At 46.3% G+C, this 26,065-nt stretch carries 23 protein-coding genes; 6 read left to right on the top strand and 17 right to left on the bottom strand.

Annotated features, from left to right (window positions below):
* Positions 1 to 17: 17 nt before the first annotated feature.
* The 3 genes from sdaAA to MHI27_RS02275 all read right to left on the bottom strand — a co-directional run bounded on the left by sdaAA (position 18) and on the right by MHI27_RS02275 (position 2,485).
* A complete protein-coding gene (gene sdaAA / locus MHI27_RS02285; RefSeq protein WP_042184434.1) occupies positions 18 to 896 on the bottom strand; it encodes an L-serine ammonia-lyase, iron-sulfur-dependent, subunit alpha in 879 nt (292 codons plus the stop codon).
* Positions 893 to 1,603, bottom strand: a complete 711-nt coding sequence (gene sdaAB, locus MHI27_RS02280) for an L-serine ammonia-lyase, iron-sulfur-dependent subunit beta (RefSeq protein WP_076285196.1) — start codon at positions 1,601 to 1,603, stop codon at positions 893 to 895. The genes sdaAA and sdaAB overlap by 4 nt, the downstream gene beginning before the upstream one ends.
* A 300-nt stretch (positions 1,604 to 1,903) precedes the next feature.
* A complete protein-coding gene (locus MHI27_RS02275) occupies positions 1,904 to 2,485 on the bottom strand; it encodes a DUF4269 domain-containing protein (protein ID WP_405175486.1) in 582 nt (193 codons plus the stop codon).
* 129 nt (positions 2,486 to 2,614) lie between these two features.
* On the opposite strand from MHI27_RS02275, the gene MHI27_RS02270 reads away from it, so the two are divergent.
* Together MHI27_RS02270 and MHI27_RS02265 are read left to right on the top strand one after the other, a co-directional pair.
* Positions 2,615 to 3,514, top strand: a complete 900-nt coding sequence (locus MHI27_RS02270; protein ID WP_405175485.1) for an SDR family oxidoreductase — start codon at positions 2,615 to 2,617, stop codon at positions 3,512 to 3,514.
* Positions 3,515 to 3,546: 32 nt separating this feature from the next.
* The gene (locus MHI27_RS02265; protein ID WP_094874201.1) at positions 3,547 to 4,002 is read left to right on the top strand and encodes a hypothetical protein; all 456 of its coding nucleotides are present in this window, start codon (positions 3,547 to 3,549) and stop codon (positions 4,000 to 4,002) included.
* Positions 4,003 to 4,009: 7 nt separating this feature from the next.
* On the opposite strand, the gene MHI27_RS02260 is transcribed toward MHI27_RS02265, so the two are convergent.
* The 9 genes from MHI27_RS02260 to MHI27_RS02220 all read right to left on the bottom strand — a co-directional run bounded on the left by MHI27_RS02260 (position 4,010) and on the right by MHI27_RS02220 (position 16,440).
* Positions 4,010 to 5,650 carry an NAD(P)H-hydrate dehydratase gene (locus tag MHI27_RS02260; protein ID WP_405175484.1) on the bottom strand — a complete coding sequence of 547 codons (1,641 nt, stop codon included), beginning with the start codon at positions 5,648 to 5,650 and terminating at the stop codon, positions 4,010 to 4,012.
* A gap of 46 nt (positions 5,651 to 5,696) precedes the next feature.
* Positions 5,697 to 6,329 (bottom strand): NAD(P)H-binding protein, encoded by a 633-nt coding sequence (locus MHI27_RS02255; RefSeq protein WP_340973890.1) that lies wholly within the window; start codon positions 6,327 to 6,329, stop codon positions 5,697 to 5,699.
* Between the two features lie 217 nt (positions 6,330 to 6,546).
* Positions 6,547 to 6,960 (bottom strand): GNAT family N-acetyltransferase, encoded by a 414-nt coding sequence (locus tag MHI27_RS02250; RefSeq protein ID WP_339244486.1) that lies wholly within the window; start codon positions 6,958 to 6,960, stop codon positions 6,547 to 6,549.
* A gap of 244 nt (positions 6,961 to 7,204) precedes the next feature.
* Complete coding sequence (locus tag MHI27_RS02245) at positions 7,205 to 8,344, bottom strand: glycoside hydrolase family 88 protein (RefSeq protein WP_405175483.1); 1,140 nt, start codon at positions 8,342 to 8,344, stop codon at positions 7,205 to 7,207.
* Positions 8,345 to 8,386: 42 nt separating this feature from the next.
* Positions 8,387 to 10,342 (bottom strand): alginate lyase family protein, encoded by a 1,956-nt coding sequence (locus tag MHI27_RS02240; protein WP_405175482.1) that lies wholly within the window; start codon positions 10,340 to 10,342, stop codon positions 8,387 to 8,389.
* 79 nt (positions 10,343 to 10,421) lie between these two features.
* Complete coding sequence (locus tag MHI27_RS02235; protein WP_405175481.1) at positions 10,422 to 12,044, bottom strand: extracellular solute-binding protein; 1,623 nt, start codon at positions 12,042 to 12,044, stop codon at positions 10,422 to 10,424.
* Between the two features lie 58 nt (positions 12,045 to 12,102).
* A complete protein-coding gene (locus tag MHI27_RS02230) occupies positions 12,103 to 12,963 on the bottom strand; it encodes a carbohydrate ABC transporter permease (RefSeq protein ID WP_339244483.1) in 861 nt (286 codons plus the stop codon).
* A gap of 10 nt (positions 12,964 to 12,973) precedes the next feature.
* Positions 12,974 to 13,894, bottom strand: coding sequence for a sugar ABC transporter permease (locus MHI27_RS02225; protein WP_231573375.1), 921 nt, complete (start codon positions 13,892 to 13,894; stop codon positions 12,974 to 12,976).
* A 281-nt stretch (positions 13,895 to 14,175) separates the two neighbouring features.
* Positions 14,176 to 16,440, bottom strand: a complete 2,265-nt coding sequence (locus MHI27_RS02220; RefSeq protein ID WP_405175480.1) for a helix-turn-helix domain-containing protein — start codon at positions 16,438 to 16,440, stop codon at positions 14,176 to 14,178.
* A gap of 255 nt (positions 16,441 to 16,695) precedes the next feature.
* Here MHI27_RS02220 and MHI27_RS02215 point away from each other — a divergent pair, with 255 nt between their 5' ends.
* Positions 16,696 to 17,004, top strand: coding sequence for a hypothetical protein (locus MHI27_RS02215; RefSeq protein WP_076285185.1), 309 nt, complete (start codon positions 16,696 to 16,698; stop codon positions 17,002 to 17,004).
* Between the two features lie 107 nt (positions 17,005 to 17,111).
* On the opposite strand, the gene MHI27_RS02210 is transcribed toward MHI27_RS02215, so the two are convergent.
* The 4 genes from MHI27_RS02210 to MHI27_RS02195 form a co-directional block, all read right to left on the bottom strand.
* Positions 17,112 to 17,336, bottom strand: coding sequence for a YezD family protein (locus tag MHI27_RS02210; protein ID WP_042184406.1), 225 nt, complete (start codon positions 17,334 to 17,336; stop codon positions 17,112 to 17,114).
* A 111-nt stretch (positions 17,337 to 17,447) separates the two neighbouring features.
* A complete protein-coding gene (gene cysW, locus MHI27_RS02205) occupies positions 17,448 to 18,311 on the bottom strand; it encodes a sulfate ABC transporter permease subunit CysW (protein WP_042184404.1) in 864 nt (287 codons plus the stop codon).
* A gap of 523 nt (positions 18,312 to 18,834) precedes the next feature.
* Positions 18,835 to 19,689, bottom strand: a complete 855-nt coding sequence (gene cysT, locus MHI27_RS02200) for a sulfate ABC transporter permease subunit CysT (protein ID WP_076285184.1) — start codon at positions 19,687 to 19,689, stop codon at positions 18,835 to 18,837.
* Positions 19,690 to 19,789: 100 nt separating this feature from the next.
* Entirely contained in the window at positions 19,790 to 20,917 is a 1,128-nt protein-coding gene (locus MHI27_RS02195) for a sulfate ABC transporter substrate-binding protein (RefSeq protein ID WP_405175479.1), read from the bottom strand.
* A 388-nt stretch (positions 20,918 to 21,305) separates the two neighbouring features.
* On the opposite strand from MHI27_RS02195, the gene MHI27_RS02190 reads away from it, so the two are divergent.
* Complete coding sequence (locus MHI27_RS02190; RefSeq protein WP_339244481.1) at positions 21,306 to 23,573, top strand: chlorophyllase/cutinase-like alpha/beta fold protein; 2,268 nt, start codon at positions 21,306 to 21,308, stop codon at positions 23,571 to 23,573.
* 129 nt (positions 23,574 to 23,702) lie between these two features.
* Here the strand turns inward: MHI27_RS02190 and MHI27_RS02185 are convergent, their stop codons facing one another.
* Complete coding sequence (locus MHI27_RS02185) at positions 23,703 to 24,752, bottom strand: lactonase family protein (protein ID WP_042184396.1); 1,050 nt, start codon at positions 24,750 to 24,752, stop codon at positions 23,703 to 23,705.
* A 249-nt stretch (positions 24,753 to 25,001) separates the two neighbouring features.
* On the opposite strand from MHI27_RS02185, the gene MHI27_RS02180 reads away from it, so the two are divergent.
* Positions 25,002 to 25,262 (top strand): GlsB/YeaQ/YmgE family stress response membrane protein, encoded by a 261-nt coding sequence (locus tag MHI27_RS02180; RefSeq protein ID WP_042184394.1) that lies wholly within the window; start codon positions 25,002 to 25,004, stop codon positions 25,260 to 25,262.
* Positions 25,263 to 25,497: 235 nt separating this feature from the next.
* Complete coding sequence (locus tag MHI27_RS02175) at positions 25,498 to 25,998, top strand: CcdC family protein (protein WP_042184392.1); 501 nt, start codon at positions 25,498 to 25,500, stop codon at positions 25,996 to 25,998.
* Positions 25,999 to 26,065 lie beyond the last annotated feature (67 nt).

Below are 26,065 nucleotides of genomic sequence, written 5' to 3'. Positions count from 1 at the left end.
GATTTGAGACGTATTAATTACTTCTTTTTGCGTAAATCCTGCATGATTTTACGGCCGGTAGGTGTCTGAGCTAAACCGCCCCCTGCAGTCTCGCGGTGTTTCTCTGGCATAGCTGAGCCTACCTCGAGCATGACCTTGATAACTTCATCAGAAGGAATCACACTACGAACACCAGCCAGTGCCATATCTGCGGCGGCAAGTGCAGTAACTGCACCGAATCCGTTTCTAACAATACAAGGAATCTCAACAAGTCCGCCAACCGGATCACAAATCAGGCCTAAAGTGTTCTTAAGTGCTAACCCGACAGCATGCACTGCTTGTGCAGGCGTTCCGCCGCGTAGCTCGGTTAACGCGCCTGCTGCCATCCCAATGGCAGAACCTACCTCAGCTTGACAGCCGCCTTCCGCACCCGATACAAAGGAGTTATTGGCGATGACATAACCGATGGCCCCGGCTGCGAACAATCCGGATACCATGTAGTCATCATCCCAGCCAAACCGTTCCTGACAGCTGAGAAATACACCCGGAATAATCCCGCATGAACCAGCAGTAGGCGTCGCAATGATCCGGCCCATAGAAGCATTCACTTCGGATACAGCCAGCGCGTAAGCCATAGCTTGACCTGCAGGTCCACCTAGGCATGGCTCATCAGCCGCGTTGTATGCTCCTACACGCTGGGCATCCATGCCTGTAAGGCCGCTGCGCGAAGTTGTATCTTCATGCATCCCGCGATGAACAGCCTCTTTCATCACGCCATAATATTCACGCATCGTGGAAAATTCATGATCACTGGAACGTCCAGATTCCGCGCTTTGCTCTTCGAGCATAAGTGCTCCAATCGTGAGACCACGTTCCTCACACAATACAGCCAGCTCGCTAAGTGTTTGAAAATTCATGTTAAACTTTCCTTCCCCTTCTCATCTTGCTTACCTTCGTTTAAATTAACCAGCTTCACGGATTTCACAGCAGTGAGCGCTTTAAGCGCTTCAATAAGCTCCGGTGTAGCCGCTTCATCCAGCTCCAGCACCGTTAAGGCTGCACCACTACGATTCTTGCGATCCAGAGACATATGCCCTATATTAAACTGTCCGTTACGCATCACTTCCGTAACACTCGCCAGAACACCTAAATAATCCATATGATTAATCAGAACCGTCGGATAGATCCCCGTAAGCTTCACTCCAAAACCGTCGATATCAACAATCTCGATGTTTCCGCCACCAATAGATGTCCCTGTTAGTGTCAGTTCACTTCCTGTTTCTTGTCCGATGAGATGCAGCTTAACGGTGTTCGGATGTGGGAACAGACCTGTTCCTTGCTTAAAAGAAACTTCCATCCCGGCTTCGACTGCCAGTTCTAGGGAATCTGGAAGCCGATGATCGTCGGTAGTGAAATCAAGTAACCCTCCAACAATCGCCCGATCTGTGCCATGTCCCTGATAAGTTGCTGCAAAAGAACCAAAAAACGTTACTTCAGCCACACGCGGTACTTCACCCAACACCTGCCTTGCAGCCCTCCCGATCCGTGCCGCCCCAGCGGTATGTGAGCTTGAAGGACCGACCATCGCCGGACCAATAATTGAAAATACATCCTTAAAACGCATAAAAGACCTCCTGCCTGCAAGAATAGGCAATTATCGTACTCCTATATAGTATACTGCACTAGCAGTCGGAGTTCACCGTGACATTTGCTGTGATATCCAAATGCCTGACTTTGCGTATTCAAAGGCTAGTATTTCTATTTCATGTCTTGAGTATCACAAGATATCCTGGGAGCACAGCATAATTCCACCTCTATACTGCCAGCCCATCCCTTCCCAGAACCCTCTTCCATGTTCATTGGTTTCAATAACCATCAGGTGGCACTTGGCAATACCGGCTGCGCGGAGATTCTCAAGACAAGATCATACTTGTTCCCTCGCTCGAACAGAATGACATAAAGCATGAAGAGCGCTCCGAGGAAGCTTTTCCAGCTCCAGCAGCGCTTCGTAAGGATCGCCCTCTAATCCCATAGCTTTCGCAAAGGCAGGCTCTGTCTTCCATCCGCTTGATTTTAAAAGAATGATCCGTTCGCGAAAATCATCATCCATCTGAGCTAAAATTTCAGCTTCAACGATCATATGCAAATAACCATTCTGGAGCTCCGTTCGCCTCGGCTGTCCAAACAGTTCGATAGGCCAGCCCTTTACCATAAAGTTAATTTTCGTTCGAGGAATGCCTTGAACCACTCGTGATTCGCTAACAAACCCCTCCATGGCTCCAAAATATCGAACAACTTGCGCCTTAAACTTCACAGGATCATAAACCTCACAAATGATATCCAAATCGCTGCCCTCTACTTGAATTCCAAGCGGTATTGTCCCAACCAACAAAGGGGTGTAGTCTGTTAGCAAATTCATAATCTCCAGCTCTGTAAGAAGGTTATAGACCTCTTTCTGAACCACGGTTCCATGAATCAAATCATCGACATTTCTCCAATCATTCATTTTGGACAAGCGCCTCCTCCGACTTGGGTTTATAAAAGCATATGTATGTATTGATGACAGCGCACGCTTTTCTGGGCGCATGCATAGAAATATACGGAAGGTAGAACGCAAGGAGGTTATTTCAAAAAAATGAATCCCATCTACCCCTATTATGGGGAGCGGACAGTATGTAAAGAGCAGCCTATTGCTTTTCCTCCACAGCATCAAGATCGTCAGCCGGGCCTGGAGAGTCTGATGAATCCTCGTCCCATCAGTGAAAACCCGGAAATTATCGGCAGTGGAAAACTGAAGGGAAAGGTTGCACTCATCACCGGAGGCGACAGCGGAATTGGTAAAGCCGCAGCCATTGCTTTTGCAAAAGAAGGTGCAGACATTGCTATAGCTTATTTATACGAAGCCTCAGATGCGGAAGTCACTCAAAAGCGGATCGAAGAATTAGGGCAACGTTGTCTAAGGATTGAAGTTGATTTACGCCATAAGGAGAATTGCTTCAGGGCTGTGGAGCATACGATTCGCACCTTCGGCAAGCTGGACATTCTGGTCAATAATCACGGTGTCCAATATCCACAAAAAAGTATTTTGAATATCACAGAAGAGCAATTGTACCAGTCGTTCCAGACGAATATCTTTCCATTCTTTTACCTCACTCAGGCCGCACTTCCACATCTTAAAAAAGGTGCATCCATCATTAATACCGCTTCCATTACTGCCTATCAAGGAAATAAGGAGCTCATAGATTATTCCTCCACCAAAGGGGCGGTGGTCTCTTTTACCCGCTCTTTAGCCTTATCTCTCGTAGACGCTGGCGTCCGAGTCAACAGTGTAGCTCCCGGTCCGGTATGGACCCCACTGATTCCCTCAAGCTACTCTGCAGAGGAAGTTAGTATCTTTGGTACAGATACACCCTTTAAACGTGCTGCACAGCCTTATGAGCTAGCAGGAGCATATCTCTTTTTAGCGGGCCCTGATTCTTCATATGTTACCGGGACATGTATACATGTCAACGGTGGAGATATGGTCACCAGCTGATACACAACACACCACGAGAGGAATGTATACCTATGAATAAGATGCCCGATTATGATATTCCTTCAGTCCGTTTAACAAGCGGCATGTATGCCTTAACAAAATTAGCCTGCGCAGGGCTAACGTACGTCCTTATCTCCTTACTTATGCTTGGGTTTCCACAACATAACGGCATACCAGAGGGTTGGCCACTTTCGATCCCCTATGCGATTTACGCTTATGGACTACCAGCCGCACTAGTAGCCGATGTTCTGCTGCGCCTCCTGCGTTCCACATCCCACATCGTTTCCCTTGTTGTATACGTAGCCGCAGGTTTCGGTGCAGGTCTATGGCTGGCAGCAGAACAAGGTGCAGAGCTACTGCTGTGGGGCTTGGCTGGAATTTTGGGACTGTTGCTGCTACGAGTGACGCAACTGGGTGTTGAGCGTTCCCCTCTGTTACTGCCTGTGTTTGCACTATTTCTACCGCTGCTTTGCTTGCTGCTGTTATAAGCTGCACTCAGAGTGCATCTATGATATCACCGGCAATAATAGCCGCTGGATTATTCCGCTGACGGGCGGCTCTCTCCCCTGCTAATCCGTGTAGATATACACCAAAAGCTGCTGCCTGCGACTCATTCAGTCCCTGAGCCAGCAGGCTGGAAATGATGCCCGTTAGCACATCACCGGCTCCACCAGTACCCATGCCGGGATGGCCTGTGGTGTTTACATAAGCTTGCCCTTCAGGCGTTGCTATAACCGTATGTGCTCCTTTTAATACAAGCGTAACCCCATGCTCTTTCGCATATCCCATAGCCAGACTGATGCGGTCCCGTTGCACTTCAGCTGTTGTTATAATGGCAAGACGGGCCATCTCACCTGGATGAGGCGTTAGAATCACCGGATGGCGTCTACTTGCCCAGCTCTTGTAATCAGCGTCAGCTAATATATTTAAAGCATCCGCATCGATCACCAGAGGACAATCCGTCCCTTCCCAGAGATTGCGAAGCCATTCTGTATCAGCCTCGAATCGACCAAGACCGGGACCAATGGCAAGAACATCTCGCTCTTTACTTAGCTTCAGTAGCTCTGAAACGCTCCCTGCTTGCCAGGTTCCATCTTCATTGCCCCCAACATCGGCTAACATGAGTTCAGGGGCAGAACCGATGATACAGGGCAGCAGCTTCTGAGGAAGCGCCCATGTCACTAATCCGCAGCCTGCCCGGAGCGCAGCACGGGCAGAGAGCAGTCCGGCGCCGCTCATTCTTAAGGTGCCGGCAGCAAGAAGGACATGCCCATAAGTACCCTTATGGCCTTCAGGCGAACGCCGGCGGGCCAGATCTACGCCCAGATGGGCATGCAGCACTTCCGGTGTCAGCAGGTGAACCTGCACACCGCTTTCAGGGGCCAAAGAAGACGGAATGCCGATGGCCCGGACCTTCACATGCCCCGCGGCGCCTGCACCGGGGTATTGCAGGAGGCCTCGCTTGAGAAACGCGAGGCAAACCGTCACTGACGCATGAATGCAAGGCTCATGCGTCTCACCGGTGTCCGCGTTCAGACCACTCGGGATGTCCGCGGACACGATCACTTTGCCGCTGCTATTCGCTGCGGCAATCAGCTCCGCATAGGCGCCGCGCGGGGCTCCCGCGGCGCCGGTGCCGAGCAGCGCATCCAAGATGCCGCTGCACTCGGCAAGGTCCAGCCGATCCCTGCCGTATACCACGGCAGGAAGGCCCATAGCTGCAGCCGCATCGCGCTGCAGAGCTGCCTCGCCGGAGAGCGACTCCGGCGGCACCGCATAAACGAGCGTGACGGCGATGCCGATCTCGCGAAGATACCGTGCGGCGGCGAGGCCATCGCCGCCGTTGTTGCCTTTGCCGACGAGGATGAACCATCGCTCGGTGGCGGCATTGTCCAAGGTCAGCGCATGATCTGCGCTGACCTGAAATGCCACGCCAGCCAGCGCGGCATCCTTCCCGACGTCTTCCCATCCAGCTGCATTTCTGCAGCCCTCTCCACCTCTCCGCCGGCACAGCGCAACGATCTCCTCTGCGATCACTCTTCCCGCATTCTCCATCAGCGCAATAGCTGGAATCCCCAGCCGCTGGATTGTTTCTCCGTCCAGCCGCCGCATTTGCTCAGCAGTTACCAGATACATGGTTCGGCCCCTTTCCGCTACACTTCAATCCACAACTAGCTTGATATCAATAAGCTACAGTAAATCTCGTCCGGCTAAAATTCCCTTCCTCCAGCTCGTCCACCATAGCTACAGCAAAATCCTCTACACTGATTATACTTTCGCCATTCTCATCAAAAACGAGACGGTCGAGTCCAATGCGGAATTGGCCTGTACGTCGACCTGAATGAACTACCGCAGCAGGACTGGCATACGTATAGTCCAGTTCTGTGTTTTTGTAAATTTCATAAGCTTCCGCATGTGCCTCTGCCAGTGGTCTAATCTGAGCAGGGAAATCTGCCGTATCCATCAACAGCTCTCCTGATTCAGTCTTCAAACTCCCTGCACCACCCACAACTAACAGTCGATTTAGCCCAGCTTCTTGCATTCCCTCTACAATTGCCTTAGCTGCTGTTAGCAAATCCTTCTCTTGGCCGAGTGCTGGACCGTATGCACTGATTACCTCTTCATGTCCACGGACCGCAGCTGCAACTGAAGCAGGATCTAGAACATCTACAGTCGTGATATGCAAACGTTCATGTTCAAGAGTTACTGATTCTGGATTCCGTACCGCAGCTGTTACCTCATGTTTTCTTTTTAAAGCCTCCTGTACAATCGCCTTTCCAATCGTTCCTGATGCACCCAATACTACAACATCCATCTGTTTTTTCCTCACTTTTTCCGGGTAAGGCCAGCGTGCGGCCTTCCTGCTTATTTATATTTTTCAATACTCGTCTCAATAGCCTTTCCCTTACAACCTTTAATCATTATTTATCCCCTGCGGTCCATTTGAAATCAAATCGCATCCGTTAACTTCCAAACGAAAAACCCCTTCACCAATACAAGGGGCACTCTCTACTAAGTAGCATGTCCTCACATTAAGGACGTAAAAACATTCCCTGAGAACGTGGCATGACCGATTCAAAGCCATATTGTGCATACAATTTAGAGGCTTCCCCATCCGCGATTAGACTGACATAAGCCTTGTCCGGTACAGTATGAAGAAAATCCCTGATTTCCCCCATGATCAATTTTCCTAAACCGCGACCCTGATAAGAAGGCTTCACTGCGATATCCGTAACCTGAAAAAAGCATCCCCCATCGCCAATCACCCTGCCCATCCCGACCAAGGAATCCTCCTCATACAAAGTTACCGCAAAAATAGAACGAGGTAGCCCTATTGCAGCACCTTCCGCGCTCATTGCACTCAATCCAGCCTCTTTTCTCAGCGCTAAATACTGTTCCACTGAAGGACATTCATGACGTATATCCAGCTTTCCTGTTGTCCCCATACCGTTCCCCTCCTAGCATCTTACAATAAAATAGAATTAGCGCCGTTCAGCATTGCTGTTCCAACTATATACGACTCAATGGTGCACAGGCAAGACTCGCCTCCGTCGAATATACAAAAGCCGCCTGGCACATAGGCTAGGCGGCTTTTTTTATCAACGATTTTCATTATTATGAAGTATTATCTTCTTATTAAATAGGCGATTACTCCCAATAATCTGGTTAACTGATCTGGTATATCGTTTACTACCACAAGAACAAGTCGTTCCCCTTTAACTTAAAAATAGCTTCCATAAAGTAATAATCGCCATAAATGATTGAAACATGAATGTCTTTATGATGATACGCTGCTGAACCGCCCATTAAAAGATGATCAAAATCTTTCGTCCAGTCGCAGCGAGTAGCGTCCACTGTTTTCAGGAGCTTCAGCGCAGCGTTCAGATAGACCTCCTTTTCGAGCTCGCCAACAACTTGGGCGATCTCGATCAGTCCGCAAGCTGCGATCACCGCTGCCGTGGAGTCTTCGTAAGCGGGCTCCTTCGGTTGCCGGAAATCGATTGGAATAACCCCGTTATCCGGAATATTAGCCATAAAATAATGCGCCACCCGTTTGGCCGCCTGCAAATACTCCGGCTTTCCCGTATGCGTATAACTGATCATAAAGCCGTATAAAGCCCAGGTCTGCCCACGTGTCCAGGACGAGCCATCCTCGTAGCCTTGGCCGCCGTAAGTTCGGACCACGCCTCCATGGAACGGATCGAACTCCACGATATGATTCACGGAACCGTCCGGCCTGATAAAAGCTTCTAGAGCAGTGTCCGCATGCCTCATTGCGATTTGCGCATATCGCGGATCTTTAGTCTCTTCGCTCGCCCAATAGAGAAGCGGGAGATTCATCATGCAGTCCACAATCGCCCACCCTCTTGTATCTTCGCTGGCCGTATCATCGTTCCAAGCGCGGATAAATCCGCCTGCCAGATTAAATCGTCCAGCAAGTAAGTTGGCGGCATGCATTGCCCTCTTACGAGATTCCGGATTTCCGGTAACTTTATAATTGGCCAAGCTCGTAGGCAACCACATAAATCCGACATCATGATGCAGACCGTAGAATTGATGGAAGCAGGCATCCAATGCATCCTCCGTGAAATTGGCGATTTCCTTGTACTTCTGAGCACCGGTTTCATGGTGCATGAGCCACATCATACCGCCCCAAAATCCATTCGTCCACCAGTTGATATCTTTTTCGATCTGATTGTCGTGCGTGCCATTTCTTGTCGTGTATGGAATTTTGTTTCTTGATCGTTCACATACGGCGTCCATTTTGTCCGTTAGTTTAGAAATGACATTATCTACCCAAATTTGATCATCAGCCTGAAGGTTCAACAATCTGCTCACTCCTATTTTTAACTTTCTAAGGGTCCCCCCTTTTCAAGCCCGTTTGCTTATGTGCATATCTCTTTCGTTTATCGAAACCAAGTACTGATCTCCAAGCTCGAAGCTAAATACACCTTCCTCTTCTTCAATAATCTGAACGGCAGGCTGTTGCCCCCCTTGAAAAGGAATAAGCACGGTCAAGAAAGTCATAGTACCGCTGTACCTATCCTGAAAGCGGACCCTTGTCGAAGGCCTTGAGAGATCGGTCTCATCGGATAATCTTCCCTCCAAGAGATTCAATTCTCCCGTATGGCTTGTCGCTATCGCCAGATTCGCAATATCACTTGTCGCGACCACACCGTTCTTGTTCTCCTCCACCTCGACAAAATCTAGATGGAAATAACGCTGAACGCTACGATCATTTAGTCCTTCTACCCGATCTGCAATAACAATGAACCGATTATCGACTAGTGAAATATGCCGATGATGGACAACCGGATCATAGTTTGTATGGCTGGCGCTGGCGAGCTGGTAGAAGCCTCTATCCTCTACATTGTAGAATCCACCAGGCTTTTGTGGCCCAAATGTAAAGGAATTTATATACTCGAAATGATCTCGCTCATCGATCAGCAGCGTAGAGTGATAATTCGAGCTCTTAAACTGCTTACGGTCCTCATCATTCCGATAACAAAAAAATCCGGGATCGCAAATCATGTCTTTTCCGAGCGCCGTAAAATCAAAGCTCATCAGATCGATATGGGCATGGGCATTCTGAATCGGGCTTTTACATGTAAACAAAAAACTGAGAGCCTTCGAATCCCAGCCACTGCGGATAATTGCTTGATCCAATGTACGATTCCAGAATGTCGTGGGCTTATCCAATACAAACTCTCTATCCTGCAAGGAATACAGCTCCTCCACAAATTGGCGGACATCGAGCGCTCTCCATACATGCTTACTAGCTTCCCTTACAACTTCGTGTACATCAATCAAATTCGTTGCAAGCCCTAGCCAGGAGCTATCATTCAAGGCATAATACCCATAAACGCCAGACATTACCGCAAGCGGATTTGCAAAAGAGTCTCCGACAGGTACACATTTCCCGGTTGGTCTTAACGAGTAGATCGAGTAATCCAAATTCTTTCTGAACCGTCCCATGTACTCCGCAGAGAACTCAAAATCGAAACGTTTAGCCAGAACGACAGCCAGCCCGAACCAGAACATGCAGCCATTATGATACGATGGACAGCCTTCAATTTGACCGCCATCCTCTGTCAGTTGCGCCATGCTGCACTTTTCGATGCCCTCTATCGCAAAAGCCTTCCATTCCTCGGCTTCTTTCAGCTCGGGAAAGTAAAGAGCAGTCGTCAGAAGGCCCAAACATTCCATTAAATAATGGTTATGATCCGCTTTAGGCCACAGCTGAGGAGACACGTTACGCAAAGCTTTTACTTGCTTGTAAATGACTGTTAAATACTTCTCCAAAATTTCTTCCGTGAACAACTCCGAAGGGCCTAGATGCTCCAGAACAAGCGGCCAAATTTTGTAGCCCCGGATACCAATCTCCAAAACCCTCAGCGGATGGCATTCCGTAAAATAGCCAATCGGCTTAGCCAGTAAGTCCTCAGGAATAGTGACCGTTTCGATCCAGTCCAGCATTTCATCGATGACCTTGAGTCCGTATTTCGCGTCCTTGGTGAGCGAGTAGGCTTCCAGTAAATCCTGCCAATGCGTCATGCGATTCAGCTGCCATAAATATTCATTGTCATTATGTCTGCGCTCTAGCCAGCTAGGCGGATTCCCGACAAACTCTCTGACTCCCCCTGTACCAGGAAGCATGATCATTCCTTGATAGGCGAATTCGGCATTCGCAATCGTCTCGCGCACGTGATCAGGCATATGTGCTGCGATATAGGCGGCTTTCTCGTCCATCGGCTCAAGCCGTGAGCGCAAGTTAGCTAACAGCTCCGTCGTAGTCATCGGCTCTTTCAGCAATGATTGCAGATTCATTTATTCATCTCCATTATGTTATTTTGAATTCGAAATGCCCCCTCCGAAATCATCAAGACTCCGGAAGGAGCGATTCCAGCTATTTCATGTAACGGTCGTATGCACCTTGCTCCAGAGCAAGCAAATCCTTGATGCCCAAGCTTTCCAGCTCTTTAATATACTTGCTAAATGTCTCATCGTTTACTGGTTCCACGCCGAGCACCCAACGCTGCAGCTTTTCCTCCACATAAGTCAGTACGCCCGCATTTAACTCCTCAAATTTGGTCCGTTCATCATCTGTATAAGAAATCGGCGGATAAGCCTTCATAATATAGCCATTGTCAATGTATTCCTTGATGCCTTTCAACGCAGTTGCGTTTGTCCATTGTTCTTCGTAAGCGTAGTCTTGATAGAAGGCGAGCTCGATCTGGGCTCCCTCTTCCTGAAGCTGTTGAATGACTGTCTTTTCTTTATTTTTCAATAATGAATCTTTAAACTTCGGTTTGCCGTCCACGAGGTCGTAGTCCTTACCTTCGATGCCAAAGTTCATCAGTCTCCGACCCTCTTCGGAAAACCAGAAATCCATATATTTGATCGCTTCTACGGGATGCTTGGTAGTCGCCGAGATTCCCCATCCGCTTGCATGCGTCCCCTTGCGAGAACTTTCTTCGATTACTTTGCCTTCAGTGTTCGCTGGAGGCGTCATCGGAACAAAAGAGAAGCCTGGAATCTCAGTCGCAAGAATGTCATTGAAGTTAGCTGTGCTGGCGAACCAGTCGTGCGTCATGCCGCCGACATTGTCTCCGAGCAAAATGTTACGCGCCTTCTCTCCGCGGGTGAAAATTTCTTTATCGATTAAGCCTTCCTTATACCACTTCGCAATATTTTCGATGGCAGTCTTATAATCCGGCTCATACATGCCGTACTTGACGACACCGTTATCCGCGTAAAATCCGCGTTTGGCCGCATCGGCCCCGCCTTGCACGCCCCACTGAATCAGTAGATCGTAAATTCCATCCAGCTTGGATCGGCTGAAGTATGGGATTTCATCGTTTACTCCATTACCGTTCGGATCTTTTTCTTTGAAGGCTTTCAAGAGCGCATACAGCTCATCTACAGTTTTCGGCTGCTCTAGTCCCAATTTATCCAGCCAATCCTGACGTACAAACCAGCCCCTTGCAGCCGGTCCATCTGGCGTAAAGTTAAGGAAATACGTTTTGCCGTTATAGGCTTTCATATATTTAGCTGCATCTGGATGTTCGGAAAAGAACTTTTTAATGTTCGGGGCATATTTTTCAATCAGATCATCTAGCTCAAGAAAGGCCCCTTCAATCCCAAGGCTGTCGTACTGCTCCTTAATTTGATGATGGACCAGATCCGGAATTTTTCCGGAAGCCATCATTGTATTGAACAGTTCTTTACTATTCGTCGAGGCCTTAGATGCAGTACCCTTTAGCTTAATATTGGTCATGGCTTCCGCTTCTTTGAAGACAGGCCAGTTATCGTCGAATATAAACTTATCTGAGTAGTGCATATGGAGCGTCAGTTCAACCGGCTCTTTAGAGATCAAGTTCCCGGATAGTTGTTCTGTATCCGACCCTTTTGAATCATTCGCTGAACTTCCACTATTTTGCGGAGCGTTATTGTTACTACAGCCTGCCAGCAGCATACCGACTGACATCATGATTATTGCAGATGATTTCATCCATTTTTTGTTACCCATATTCATGACCTCCCAATATTGGTTTCTTGATTTCATAGTAAAAGGATTGAAGTAGCCATTAGCCTTTGACGGAACCGATCATGGCGCCTTTGACGAAATATTTCTGAATGAAGGGATAAGCTGCAACAATCGGTATAATGGAGACGATAATAGTTGCATAAATGATCGTTTCCTTAGAATATACCGCCATATTCCCCATTTCGTCGCTCACGTTCATTTCTACGATGAGTTTCTTTAGCAAGACTTGTAGCGGTACCTTACTCTCGTCGCTCAGTAGGATCATCGTCCAGAAATAGCCGTTCCAGCGGTGCACCGCATAGAATAATCCGATCGTTACAAGAGAGGCTTTGGACAGCGGCAGATACACCTTCCATAAAATCGTCAGATCATTTGCTCCGTCAACCTTTGCCGCTTCCTCGAGTTCCTCCGGAATACTCTGGAAGAACGTTCTCATGAGGAAGACATAGAAGGTCGTAATCGCGAAACCGATAATGATCGTAAACCTGTTGTCAAGCATGTTCAAATCTCTGAAATTGAGATACATCGGAATCATGCCCGGTTGGAACCACATTGTCAGCGCGATAAAGAAGCTGATGGCCGTACGCCCCATAACCCGTTTCTTGGACAGGGCATAGGCCCCGCAAATGGTGAGAATTAAATTGACGATTACGCCGAATATCGTGTAATAAAACGTGTTAAAATAGGCAATCCAAATCCCCTTTTCCGATAATACCTTTGCATAGGAGTCAAAGTTAATATCGCGCGGCAGCAAGATCACCTTGCCGGTAACGACCGCATCAGAGGAGCTGATGGATGCGGATAAGACATAGACAAACGGATATAATGCAAGCAAAGCGATTATTCCAAGAAATACACAGTTAAAGATATAGAACAGCTTTTCGCCTCTGGTTTTTTTCATCTTCCATCACCTACCATAATCCAGTCTCTGTTAACTTCTTGCTCATCTTGTTGGCAAATACGACTAGAATAAATCCAACGACGGCATTGAACAGTCCCACCGCTGTCGCCAGGTCGTAACGTGCATCCTGTAAACCGGACCGGTACACGTAGGTGTTAATAACGTCGGCCGTCTCATAGGTGGCTGGCTGATATAGAAGAATGATCGCCTCATAGCCTACTTCCAACATGGAGCCCACCTTCATGACAAGCATGATTGCGATCGTCGGAATGATGGCAGGAAGCGTGATATGCCACATTTGCTTCCATTTATTAGCTCCATCAATAACCGCTGCTTCATACAAAGCCGGATTGACACCGGACAATGCAGCTATATAGATGATGGTACCAAATCCCGCTTCCTTCCAAATATCCATGGACCCGATAAAAATCGTACGGAAATAATCGGGATTGGTCAGAAAGTATTGCTTTTCTCCACCCATCATTTCGATCAGGATATTGATAATGCCGTTGCTAGGAGCCAAAAAGTTAGTAACGATCCCAGCTACGACAACGACCGAAATAAAATGGGGCAAATACGTGAAGGTCTGCACCGTTGCTTTGAATACCCCATTCTTCAATTCGTTAAATAACAAAGCGAGGATAATCGGCACAGGGAACGCAAACAGCAATTGATACAAACTGAGCAATACTGTGTTTTTTAATAGCCGCCAGAAATATGGACTTTTAAAAAAGGTCTCGAAGTGTTCAAATCCAACCCAGGGACTCGCTTCAATTCCTTTATATACACTGAAATCCTTAAAGGCGATTTGCAGGCCGTACATCGGCTTATACGCAAAGATGATATACCAAGCCAGAAACGGTATCAGGAGTAGATAAAGATAACGGTCCCTGATCAGGTTGGTTTTTATTTCTTTAAAGTTAAGCAGCACTCTCTTCTCCTCTCGCAACGATGTTTAGCTGATCCCCTCAGGAGCGCTCCCAATTGAAAGGTCAGCGTTGCAATTTAAACTATAGGAATGAATGTAAGCGCTGTCTATCGCCATTATTTCATCTAGCGGCAACTCTTTATGTCTGGGTTCATAATGTGCATTATTTTATGTATCAACAATTTCTCGTTATATAGAGAAACGCCCGTCGAACATACAATAGCCGCCTGGCAATTAAGCTAGGCGGCTTTGTTTTGAATCAACGGTTCTCATTACTTGAAGCCTCATTCCTTCTCGTTAAGTTTCTTTGCGTATTGGCCAGGAGCTAACCCTTCATATTTGCGGAACATGCGAATAAACGTGTTTGCATTGTTGCACCCGACCATTAGTGCTAAATCTCCAATTTTGATATCTTTCTGCTGACGCATAATCTCTTTAGCTTGCTGCACACGATAAAAATTCAAGTAATCTTTAAAATTTTCTCCGGAATGATTTTTGAAAGCGATACTGACATAACCAGGAGAGAAGTTAAACTCCTCCGCTATCATGCTAAGCGATAAATCCCTATTGTAGTTGTCATGAATATATTCAATCATCCGCTTTACCGTACTGTTATCCATCATTTCATTCTGCTGATCAATCGTATCCATCATGGCGCCGAACAAGGAAGTAATGGCGGAAACCATCAGCTCCTTCGATTCGCCGTGCTGTACGATGTCCAGAGATTCCTTATGAGCTTGAACAAACTCTTCGAAAGGCATATTCAACTGCTGGATAATTCGGCTCAGCGTAGCCAACACAAGCAGGCTGAACTGGTCGAGCTGCTGCCTGGTTAACTGCCTTTGCTCCAGATTTTCCGATAGCAGACGGTTTAGCGTATTTAAAGCATTCTCCCGCTTGCCGCGAATCACATAGCTGATCAGCTCGCGTTCCGTATCGATAGGATAATAATAGCTGACCATCTGAACTTGACTGAGTTGTTTATAAGTAATGACGGAAGTCTTGTCCACAGCCGATCTTCTCTTCAGAATATCAAGCGCCTGGATAAAGGAGCGGTCAATTTCCCCAGCAGAAATTACAGGCTGGCCTACAGCTGCAGTCAATCCGTATGCATGCGCGTCCTCGATTTGAGCCATCGCTTTCATGAGCTTCTTCTGAATGGATTCCGTATCGGATTCACTGATTATGAAGACAAATTTGGTGAAATCATGATCAAGCAGTTCACAAGGGAAATGAACCTTCAACTGCTCATGAATAATCAAGGAAGTCTTTGATTTTATCGTAAGAATCGCATCTTTCGAATATTGCTCCTCCAATTCCTTAGCGTTCGAGAATGAAATCACACAAACGCTCAAGTTGCTAGAAAGGCTTTGCAGTTGATGTGCATTTAGCAGGTCATCAACCTTGTCAGGTGGAACGAGTCCATGGAGCAATTCCCGCAGGAACTTGTCTCTCATCGAGAGCTTGTGCTCATGTAGCGCGGATTTCATCTGTTCATTGGCTTTACTTATACTCGTCGCTGTCTCGTTCAAGAAAGCGAATTCATCTGCTCCCGCTGGCTCACCGTAGCTCTTGAACAATCCGACGAGATGACCCACAGGCCGGTACATACGCCTGGAAACTGCATAGGCGAACGCAAGTCCCACAAAGATAAGAATGGCTAATAGAAGTACAGCCCCTTTTAAATTAGGGGAAAAGGAGTCTACCAAAGAGTAGTTCTGTGTAACATACATATACGACCATTGCGGCATCGTATTCGAGCGGATTAAATGGAAATCGAATTCATCATTGGATAGCTTCTTATAATCCACGGTTGCCTGTTCATCCAGTTGTGCCAGTGGATAGGCAAGCAATTGCTTTTTCCGTTTATCGTCAAAGTTTGATTTAAGCGTTACGTATCGACCATTCTCGATAATGGCAAAAGCTTCTTGCGCATCAGGCGATAGGGGTGGCAGCAGCAATTGTTCAAAGAATGAGACAACAAAAAATAATGAATTCCCTATTCCTACCCGTTCCGGATTAACGATTCGTATGGATGCGCTTTCATTGTTCGTCGACGTTATATTTTGACTGCTCGATATCGTTATGTTTGGACTCGTACTGTCTGTACCTAATTGTGCCAAATCCTCATTAGTGATTCCCATATCTTCCATATAGCGTCTTCTATCCGACGAAATTTGCGGCGTAATAACCAAATCGTCGTTAGTCTTCATTAAATCGATGCTATAGCCGAATTCAGAGAATGCATCTATATGATTTTTCAGTGCATAAGAGGCTTGCGTGATCTCATAATAATCGCGATCTTTTTCGGCAAATTTAACAACATGATCATCTAATCTCAATTGTGTAATTAAATTGAAAGAAACACCGAGTTTCGTGTCAATTTTGTCGCGCGATTGCATGAGAAAATTCTGCTGGTTTTGACTCAATTCCGATCGCACTCTTTGACCGTCTTTAAAAAAAGAAAGGCAGACCGCAATCATCGTGTAAGCGAATACAATAATAAGATAAGCTATAAGTAGTTTTGTGAAAAAGGACTTTCTAAGCAATGTGATCTCCCCTTGATGATTCCTTTATAAATTGAAAATCACCCAATGGTAAAATTTTGTCTCCTTATTGGGTGAGCGTATATCTTTACACTCTTTTGGAAATATCTAACTCACACTATATATGAATATGAAAATGCCGTCCATTCCCAAAATTCATACACATCCACCAAAGTGGTAAGTATTATATTCTTGAATCCTATTACTCACTGTGTGGAATAGTATTTATAACAATATTCTAAAAAGGTTGGTGGCATAATGTCTCCTGTAGCAAAGCTGTTTAAATGGGGAACGTGTGTGTATGAGGCTTTTCTGGCTCTGCCTGTCCTCGGCGGTCTCTTTATTATAGCGAATGGTTGGGTCCCTCTTGCCGTTGCCTTTTTGCTCCACGCTGTAGCCATTGTAATCCTGCAAAGAGAGCGGAAACCCATCGTAGGGAATGTTCTAGGCATTATCACCTCGATTTTAGCGTTTATCCCACTCTTAGGTTGGATTATGCATGGCATCACTGCGCTCGTACTGTTGGTTGAAGGGATTTCCTCTTCACGTCAGGCAAATCGTTATTAATAAGAGCACCTAAATCGTCAGAAAAATAACCCGCCCCTATTCAGGAGTGGGTTATTAGCGTTTATTCTTAAATATGATATATACCTTTATGATTGCCCGAGATTGTATCAACGTCCTGCCGATTGGGAATCGGCCCGCCGGGTTCCACTCTCATTAATGTAACGCCCGTTTGCGTTGCCATTGCCATTCTCAAAACGTTTGCGTTCCGTACGCTCCATCTGAACAATCTGACCTTCATGCACTACGATGTGCAAGGAGCCAAATTCCATATCATCCAGAAGCCCTGCAATCCGCGTAAGCCATAAATCATCCACTTTCAGCGGTTTAGCCATTCTCTAGCCTCCCTTTCCCCATACAAAGGATTATATCCGCCTAATCTCCATAATTCCGTTATTACCAACCAGTATACTATGAATTAACTTAGCACGGAACCAAAAGTACTGTCAATGGGCATTTTTTCGTGATAACCAGCTTTTAATAATCATCGTCACCAAAGCCAACAACAGGAGCAGAGATGCTACTGCAAAAGAGGCTGAAAATTGATATTCATTGTACAAAATCTCAACATGCAGCGGCAGTGTATTCGTCTCCCCACGTATATGCCCGGACACCACAGAAACTGCGCCGAACTCGCCCATGGCCCGCGCATTACACAAAATAATACCGTACAATAAGCCCCATTTAATATTAGGAAGCGTGACTCTGAAAAAGATTTGCCACCCATGTGCTCCGAGGGTAATCGCTGCCTCTTCCTCCTGTGTCCCTTGATCCTCCATCAGTGGAATCAACTCACGTGCCACAAAGGGAAAGGTCACAAACAGCGTGGCCAACACGATGCCTGGAAGCGCAAATACGATCTTGATATCATGGGCGCTCAGCCAAGGGCCAAACCAACCGTTGGCGCCGAAGACGAGCACAAAGATCAGACCGCCGATGACAGGCGATACTGCAAAGGGAAGATCAATCAAGGTAATGAGAAACCCTTTACCGCGAAAACGAAATTTGGTTACTGCCCATGCAGCCGCTACACCAAAAAAGGTATTCAGTGGTACAGTGATCGCTGCAACAAGCAACGTCAGCCGCAAAGCGGAACGGGCATCTGGATCGGTCAGAGCGGCTATATATACATCCCAGCCCTTTTTCAGCGCCTCTGTCAGCACAACAATCAAAGGCAAGGCAATCAGCCAAAAAAGGACTAGTCCAGCAGCTCCGATCAATACCCATTTTACAGCCTTGGTTTCCGTTGTCGCTGGCGAGGACGTATTCTTCTGTAGCCGGGGGGCTTGGAGTGGGATGGTGCCTGCCAAAAGTTATTCCTCCTTTAAAGGGTTTTACGAAAGCATGATTAGCTTCTGAAAAATGCCGTATTTCGGTAGATGTGAAGTGTCTTCGAGAAATCTTGGTTTTCCGATCGGTTGCTGTCTCGGAAATTTAATGAAACAAGATTACTGGTAATGGGTCACTCCAAGGAATATTGGACTTCCGATCGCTGTTATCCTCAGATTTCCTGAATTGAACCGCTGTCCGCGGTAGAAATCCGAGGATAAAGGCGAACGCTAACGCTTCTACAGTTCCAATATTCCTCTCCGTTCCTTTCTTACCAGTTATCTGGTTCAAAACTTCGAGATCGCTATCGCTCCTCTAAAAGCAAATGCACTCTGCGACTCCTCAATTTGCCTTAGGATTCCGCATTTCACGGAAGCAAGTATGCTTCGTAAAATAAAGTCGTCATTTACCTGTTCGGATGTAGCCTCGCTAATACTCGCTCAGCAAGTTCTAATACAAAAACATTAGAGAAAAGGGAATAAAATCTGAGTAAAACCGAAAGACCTACCGAGAAGTCTTACGCACCCAACGCTGGAGCGTATTAATGACTAACAGCATTAAAAAGGAAATGAGCAGCAGGAGCAACGCAACGGCGGTAGCACCAGCGTAATCATACTGCTCCAGTTTGGACATAATAAGCAAAGGCGCAATCTCCGTTCTCATCGGCATATTACCGGAGATGAACACGACAGAGCCGAATTCACCAATACCACGGGCAAATGCCAAAGCAAAGCCTGTTAACAACGGCGGGAACAGCTCAGGCAGTACTACTGAACGAAAGGTTCTCCAGCGGCCTGCACCGAGGGTTGCCGAGGCTTCCTCCATATCTCGGTCCAAATCCTCCAGCACCGGCTGTACCGTTCGCACGACGAACGGTATCCCGATGAACATTAAGGCAAGGGTAATGCCAAGCGGAGTAAATGCCACCTTTAATCCTAGTGGCTCAAGCCACGCCCCGATCCAGCCATTTGTGGCATAAAGAGCCGTCAAGGAGACACCAGCTACAGCTGTCGGTAAAGCAAACGGAAGATCGATCAGCGCATCAAATATTCTTTTGCCCGGAAATTCGTAACGCACTAGTACCCACGCCAGCAAGAGACCTAGAATAGCATCCACAAAAGCAGCAGCCGCTGCCGTAGACAGGCTGACACGATACGAAGCCAATACACGCGGATCGGTAGCTACATCCCAGAATTTCGCCCAGCTCAGCCCAGTAGAATTGAACAACAATGCTGAAAGTGGCAAGAGTACCACGAGACTCAGGTAAAGTACGCTGTACCCCATCGTTATCCCAAAACCGGGTAGTATCTTTCGCCGCGTTGTCGCCGATACAGCTGTAGTCGTTGCGGTGACATTCATCCCCTATTCATCCTTTCTCGCCTTCGGCAGGTTAGCCGATCAGCCCCTTACTAGGGACAAATCTCTTAAAGAAAAATATAATTTTCGTTTTATTAATCTGTTATTTAGCACCCGGCACATAGATCTTGTCAAAGATCCCGCCATCGTTAAAATGCTTCTCTTGCGTTTCTTTCCAGGTTCCGAATTTATCAGCCAATGTGAAGAGCTTTATTTCCGGAAACTTATCTTTATATTGTTCTTTCACGCTTTCTAGCGTTGGACGGTAGTAGTTCTCAGCCGCGATTTTTTGTCCTTCTTCCGTATAGAGATACTTCAAGTAAGCCTCGGACACTTCACGCGTATTTCTTTTATCCACAACCTTATCTACTATTGCTACCGGCGGTTCAGCCAGAATGCTCTCAGATGGATTTACGATATCGAATTTATCTGGACCAAGCTCTTCTACAGAAAGGTAAGCTTCATTCTCCCATGCAATCAGCACATCGCCAATTCCACGCTCTACAAAAGTGGTCGTAGAACCGCGCGCACCCGTATCCAGCACCGGAACATGTTTGAACAATTCTTTTACAAATTCCTCAGCCTTAGCTTCGTCGTTATTGTTGTGGTCTAGCGCGTAACCCCACGCCGCCAAGTAGTTCCAACGTGCGCCACCTGATGTTTTCGGATTCGGTGTAATCACTTCTACGCCTTCCTTAAGCAAATCCGGCCAATCTTTGATTCCTTTTGGATTTCCTTTGCGTACTAAAAATACGATCGTCGAGGTGTACGGTGAACTGTTATGATCAAATTTACTTTGCCAGCCTTCATTAATAAGTCCCTTTTCCTGCAAGGCATCAATATCATAACCAAGTGCTAATGTCACAACATCCGCTTCCAGACCATCAAGTACAGCACGGCTTTGTTTCCCCGATCCACCGTGGGATTGTTTAATGGTGACCTTCTGTCCTGTTTCTTTCTCCCAATAGGTAGCAAAGGCTTTATTATAATTCTCGTACAATTCGCGAGTAGGGTCATAAGATACGTTCAGTAGTTCTACTGGATCTTTAGATGGAGTTTTTGTTGCTTCAGCCGCATTTGTGGCCTCCGCTGAATTGGTTGTTGCTGGTGCGTCTGTTGCCGAACTAGCACTATTGCCGTTGTTGTTATTGCTGCCGCAAGCAGCAGTAAGCCCTGCCGTCAGCAACAAGCTAAACCCTACAAGAAGCCCTTTATTCATCTTTTTCTTCATCTTTTCCACTCCCCCATGTTTTTCTTGCCTTCATTTCTTTCCTGTGGATAACAAAAAGAACGGAGGAAAGCCCACGTATGGCAGGTCAAACCGGTCCTATGACACGTGTCTGCGAGCCTAATGCAGGCGTTCCTCCGTCTGTACGGTAAGAACTTTCTTCAATTATTCCTATCTACTTAGTTGGTTTATATGGATATAATACTGAAACCCTTTAACCGTGTCAAACCTTTTTTTCCAGCCAATGACAAAGGAATCTTTCAAATCCCACGCTATTCAGGCAATAGTGTGGGTTCCTGTAAGATCCACTTGTTATTGATGCTATAAAGTAATATTATTGCTACAGCTTATGGTCTAGAGAAATTACCGCTTAATGTCGGGAGTGAGAATCATGGGTATGGATTTAGAGTACGTCCCTGCGCCGATAAGACCACGGCTTCATAGGAGAATGACTCAAGAAATTAGTCGAAGGATTAGGGGAACTTACCGTTATGATACAACGGTCTGGAGGACAGCAATCGCTGGTCTTTGGATCGTTTGCTTTTTAGCCTTCACCACTGCCGTATTAGGTATACCCACTGGATTAGGGGTGCCAACAGATATTGCACTCGCTGCAGGTACGAGTACCATTCTGCTGGCCATTGCCAGCAATATCATTGCTGTACTGATCGCCTTGACCGGACTGCGCATCCCACGACTATTCGCAGGTTGTGTATTGAGCGATGTTGGAGCGATTCTACTAATCTTATATTACGCAGATTTTGAGATTGAAGCTGCGGCTCTCATTGCTGTTCTACTATCCGTATTAGGTGCATTGGGCGGATTAGCCATCGGTCTGCTGCGCAGCAAAAGAATAACCATGGGACTTCTGCTTACCATTACGGTGACTTTTTCCCAACTTGCTCTGGCAAACGGAGTGCAGGAAATACCTACTTTGGAACCCATTGATATCAGTGATTCAGATGTGATTCCATTAACAGCCGCAAGTCCATCACAACCTGGCAATCAAGCCTATCAGACCTTCACTTATGCCAGCGGTAAGGATCTGCATCGGACCGAATACGGCAAGGATACCAATGTGATCTCTTCTACAGTAGATGCTTCTGCTTATATTAAGGATTGGTCAAAACTCCGCACTTTATTCTGGGGTTTCGATTATAATGCACTTCCACTGAACGGCCGAGTATGGATGCCTGAGGGCGATGGTCCCTATCCGGTAGTTCTGATGGTGCACGGAAATCATATGATGGAAGATTACTCTGACGGAGGGTACGCTTATCTCGGTGAACTCTTGGCCAGCCGGGGGTTTATCGCAATTTCCCTGGATGAGAATTTCCTGAACTATTCTGCTTGGTCCGGTATTCCGGACAATGATTTCAAAGTACGGACCTGGATCATTCTGAAACACCTGGAACAGCTAGCAGCTTTCTCGGATGAACCAGACAATCCTTTTTATCAAAAAATAGATTTCACAAAAACCGCCCTGCTCGGCCATAGCCGTGGAGGACAAGCTGTTGCTATGGCAGCAGACGCCGAGCGTTGGTTCAAAAATGATCCCGTTATGAAGGCAGTAGATCGTTTTAATATAGCCTCTGTGGTCGCCCTTGCCCCTACGGACAAAACGATAGACGATCAGCAAGCCCGTCTCAAGGATGTCAACTATTTGACTCTGCAAGGGGCTCGTGATGGGGATGTACATGATTTCTATGGTGACCGGCAGTATATACGTACATCCTATTCCCAAGGGTCCTCTGCTTTCAAAAGCTCGCTGTATATTGCGGACGCCAATCACAGTCAATTCAACAGTGATTGGGGCGCGTATGATCAGACATTACCTGCTGGCCTCTTTTTAAATCGAGCGCAAACTATGGATGCAGATAAGCAGCGGCAAATCGCTAAAGTGTATGTATCAGCTTTTCTAGAGACCACTTTGCATGGAAAAGACGAATACCAGAGCTTGTTCCGGGATTACCGCAGCGGACTGAAATGGCTACCGGAGACCACTTACTACAATCGATTCCAGGATGGGGGATATCGGCCTGTAGCCACATTTGACGAGGACCGCAACAAGAATACCGTTAATCTCGGAACAGCAGAAGCATCCGGATTATCCTGGTCGGAAGAGCTCGCGAAGGATCGTGAATCGAAGAGCAAAGCCACATATGGTGTCGTTCTTGAACGCACAGCCAAAAAAGACGAGGAAGCTTATTACAACATTAAGCTTAAAGACAGTGTTGTTACTGAAATGGCCCTTTCAGACGCAGATGGCCTTACATTTTCCTTAGCAAACCTCAATGGTGATATCAAAGATGAACTAAGTATTCCGCTACCTCCCAATGTAGAGGTTGAATTAACCGACAAAAATGATACCTCGGCACGCTTGCCGTTAAGTGAGGTAATGGATATTCTTCCACTTCCGCAAACTCAGTTCACGTTATTCCCATGGCTTGAAGAACGGATTAATGATGGGAAGTACGGTGATCTGTCCGAAGCTGTATTTCAGACCTATGAGATGCCGTTCGAACAGTTTCAGGAGGAAGAACCTGAGCTAGAGCCTGAGAACCTGACGGAAATCACCTTCTACCTTGAAGCCGAGGGAGATAAAATCATGCTAGATGACATCGGCTTTTACGATCTAGGAATTCGAAATATGTTTTAAGGTAACTTGCCATTATACCATTTAAGGCCTTCCCCTCAGCACATGTACAGCTGATTGGAAGGCCTTTTATTTTGATAAATTTCGGGGAATAGCCCCTAATATTGAAACATACAATAACCTATTCCCAGCCTACACGGCTTGAATACAGACCGGTGTCTTTATCTTCAGCTCGTTCCCTGTAGGAATTAATCTGCCACTGTCACTATCGATGGAGAACGAAGTAATAATATCACTATTTTGATTCGCAGCGAGCAGCTTGCCACCAATAATGGCGAAATTACGCGGAGTACGTCCGCCTGTAACCTGCCAATCTACCGCTTCAAGATGACCTGTTGAACCCTCAATATGGAACAAGGCGATACTATCTTGTCCCCGGTTTGAGACATACAAGAATTTACCACATGGCGATACATGAATATCGGAAGCTGTATCATCACTACCCGCATTATATTGCTCTGGAAGCGTGCTGACATGCTGTAAAATGCTGAGGTTTCCATTCTGCTCATCATTAGCAAATACCGTTACTGTACAGTTTAGTTCATTCGCCAGATAAATCCATTGTCCTGAAGGGTGTACCGCCAGATGGCGTGGACCTGAACCTGGTGGGAGATTAATCTCCCGATGCTTAGACAGCTTACCTTCTTCAAGGCGATAAATCAGGATTTGATCCAGTCCCAAGTCGCAAACCAGTATATGCTTGCCACTTCCATCCGGAATGACGGAGTGTGGATGCGGAGCTTCCTGACGGTCTTCACGAATTCCTGAACCTACATGTTTCACTTGATCAGACATGACCTGAAGCGAACCATCCTCATTTACAGGAAATACGTTGGCATTGCCACCGGAATAATTAGAGACGAATATGTAATCTTGCTTAGGACTGATCGAGACATAACAAGGAGCGCCACCTTCCGTAGGACGACTTCCAAGTGGACTCAACGCTTTAGTAACAGGATCAATAGCAAAAGCATAGACCTCGCCCTCATCCTTCTCACTAACCGCATAGAGCACGCTGCCTGTGCTGTTTACTGCTAAAAACGATGGATTCTCAATGCCCTTAGTACCCTCAAGAATCTTCATTTCCCCTGATGAAGGACTAAGTGAGCAGAGTAGAATAGCTTCCTCACCTTCAGGGTTGTACGTTCCCACATAAAACAATACCTCATTAGGCCGTTCCATAGTAGCGACTCCTTTGTTTGTATAAATTGTATTTACTTCTTAATTACCCTTTACTGATAGCAACTCACTCAGTATTTTATAATATTTTTTCACTATAGCATGTTTATAGTTGTAATACATTATCGAGTTCAATTTTGAAGCCATTTCCTAACTCTTCCGGCAGTAGTAAGTTTTTACAAGTGGTTTAAACATGATTGGCAAGGTTAATAGTAGACATCGAAAACAACAAAACGAAGGAGTTGAAGTAACATGAGTTTTTTATGGATGTTAATTGTTGGTGGGATCATTGGTTGGTTAGCGGGTCTGATTATGGGCAGAGATATTCCAGGCGGGGTAATTGGTAACATTATCGCAGGTATTATCGGTTCATGGCTCGGTGGCGTGCTTCTGGGAAGTTGGGGACCTAAAGTAAGTGATTTCTATTTCTTCCCTTCTTTGATCGGGGCCGTTGTTCTGATCTTTATCGTCAGCCTTATTCTTCGCTCAACAAATGGACGTAGCCGTTCATAAGCTTAGGCTGAACCAATAATTATTGGACTACTTATATTATTAAAAAAATAGCAGGTCAAGGTTAACTACCTTGACCTGCTATTTGGTGTTTTCGGCCTCTTTCTACTTAATGTAGTATGCAGTGCTTTTCACGGAGCTACTACCTCCATACAGCGGCTACACTTCAATGTTCCGCCATCGTTTTTCTGTTATAATGAAGATACAAGTGACTCAAATCATAGAGAGGTCGTGAATCATGGGTAGCATTAACCCCTCACTCCTACATATCGGCTCCACTATAGGGACCTTGCTCATGGCGCTAATGGTTATTTTTATTCGTCTAAAAGCTAGCGCACGTCCGGTTACCATTCGAAAAATATGGATTCCACCTCTCGGGATGTCGACTGGCTTTGCCATGTTCGTTGTACCTGAAGTTAGGTTTCCTTTATGGTGGGCAGCACTCGCCTTTTTGATTGGCTGGTTCATCTTCGCGTATCCTCTAATACGCAGCACAAACTTCGAACAACGGGATGGACAAATTTATGCTCAGCGTTCTAAGAGCTTTGCTTTCATTCTGCTCGGACTCCTTTTAGTTCGCACCTTACTTCATGAATTTATTAATAGTTATGTCAGTATCCCTCAGTCCGGTGGGTTATTCTTCATCTTAGCCTTCGGAATGATTCTTCATTGGAGATTCTTTATGTACAAACGTTATAAAGCTATGACCTCCTCGGAGGCACAGTCCTTACAGTCATAAGTATATATTGTTATTCTAAGAAGCCATTTCAATTCATACGATTGAGATGGCTTCTTACGTGGATGAA

The organism is Paenibacillus sp. FSL H8-0261, assembly GCF_045040645.1.
Taxonomy (GTDB): Bacteria; Bacillota; Bacilli; order Paenibacillales; family Paenibacillaceae; genus Paenibacillus_AQ.
The sequence above is the reverse complement of the archived record's forward strand: the minus strand, read 5'-3'. Positions and strand labels throughout refer to the sequence as shown.

Bases quoted from the DNA above. Each gene is read 5' to 3' on its own strand.
- sdaAA (WP_042184434.1), bottom strand. From the start codon at position 896: ATGAATTTTCAAACACTTAGCGAGCTGGCTGTATTGTGTGAGGAACGT.
- MHI27_RS02275 (WP_405175486.1), bottom strand. From the start codon at position 2,485: ATGAATGATTGGAGAAATGTCGATGATTTGATTCATGGAACCGTGGTT.
- MHI27_RS02230 (WP_339244483.1), bottom strand. From the start codon at position 12,963: ATGAAAAAAACCAGAGGCGAAAAGCTGTTCTATATCTTTAACTGTGTA.
- MHI27_RS02195 (WP_405175479.1), bottom strand. From the start codon at position 20,917: ATGAAGAAAAAGATGAATAAAGGGCTTCTTGTAGGGTTTAGCTTGTTG.
- MHI27_RS02185 (WP_042184396.1), bottom strand. From the start codon at position 24,752: ATGGAACGGCCTAATGAGGTATTGTTTTATGTGGGAACGTACAACCCT.
- sdaAB (WP_076285196.1), bottom strand. From the start codon at position 1,603: ATGCGTTTTAAGGATGTATTTTCAATTATTGGTCCGGCGATGGTCGGT.
- MHI27_RS02190 (WP_339244481.1), top strand. From the start codon at position 21,306: ATGGGTATGGATTTAGAGTACGTCCCTGCGCCGATAAGACCACGGCTT.
- MHI27_RS02240 (WP_405175482.1), bottom strand. From the start codon at position 10,342: ATGAATCTGCAATCATTGCTGAAAGAGCCGATGACTACGACGGAGCTG.
- MHI27_RS02270 (WP_405175485.1), top strand. From the start codon at position 2,615: ATGAATCCCATCTACCCCTATTATGGGGAGCGGACAGTATGTAAAGAG.
- MHI27_RS02210 (WP_042184406.1), bottom strand. From the start codon at position 17,336: ATGGCTAAACCGCTGAAAGTGGATGATTTATGGCTTACGCGGATTGCA.
- MHI27_RS02260 (WP_405175484.1), bottom strand. From the start codon at position 5,650: ATGTATCTGGTAACTGCTGAGCAAATGCGGCGGCTGGACGGAGAAACA.
- cysT (WP_076285184.1), bottom strand. From the start codon at position 19,689: ATGAATGTCACCGCAACGACTACAGCTGTATCGGCGACAACGCGGCGA.
- MHI27_RS02250 (WP_339244486.1), bottom strand. From the start codon at position 6,960: ATGGGGACAACAGGAAAGCTGGATATACGTCATGAATGTCCTTCAGTG.
- MHI27_RS02215 (WP_076285185.1), top strand. From the start codon at position 16,696: ATGTCTCCTGTAGCAAAGCTGTTTAAATGGGGAACGTGTGTGTATGAG.
- MHI27_RS02255 (WP_340973890.1), bottom strand. From the start codon at position 6,329: ATGGATGTTGTAGTATTGGGTGCATCAGGAACGATTGGAAAGGCGATT.
- MHI27_RS02265 (WP_094874201.1), top strand. From the start codon at position 3,547: ATGAATAAGATGCCCGATTATGATATTCCTTCAGTCCGTTTAACAAGC.
- MHI27_RS02180 (WP_042184394.1), top strand. From the start codon at position 25,002: ATGAGTTTTTTATGGATGTTAATTGTTGGTGGGATCATTGGTTGGTTA.
- MHI27_RS02175 (WP_042184392.1), top strand. From the start codon at position 25,498: ATGGGTAGCATTAACCCCTCACTCCTACATATCGGCTCCACTATAGGG.
- MHI27_RS02235 (WP_405175481.1), bottom strand. From the start codon at position 12,044: ATGGGTAACAAAAAATGGATGAAATCATCTGCAATAATCATGATGTCA.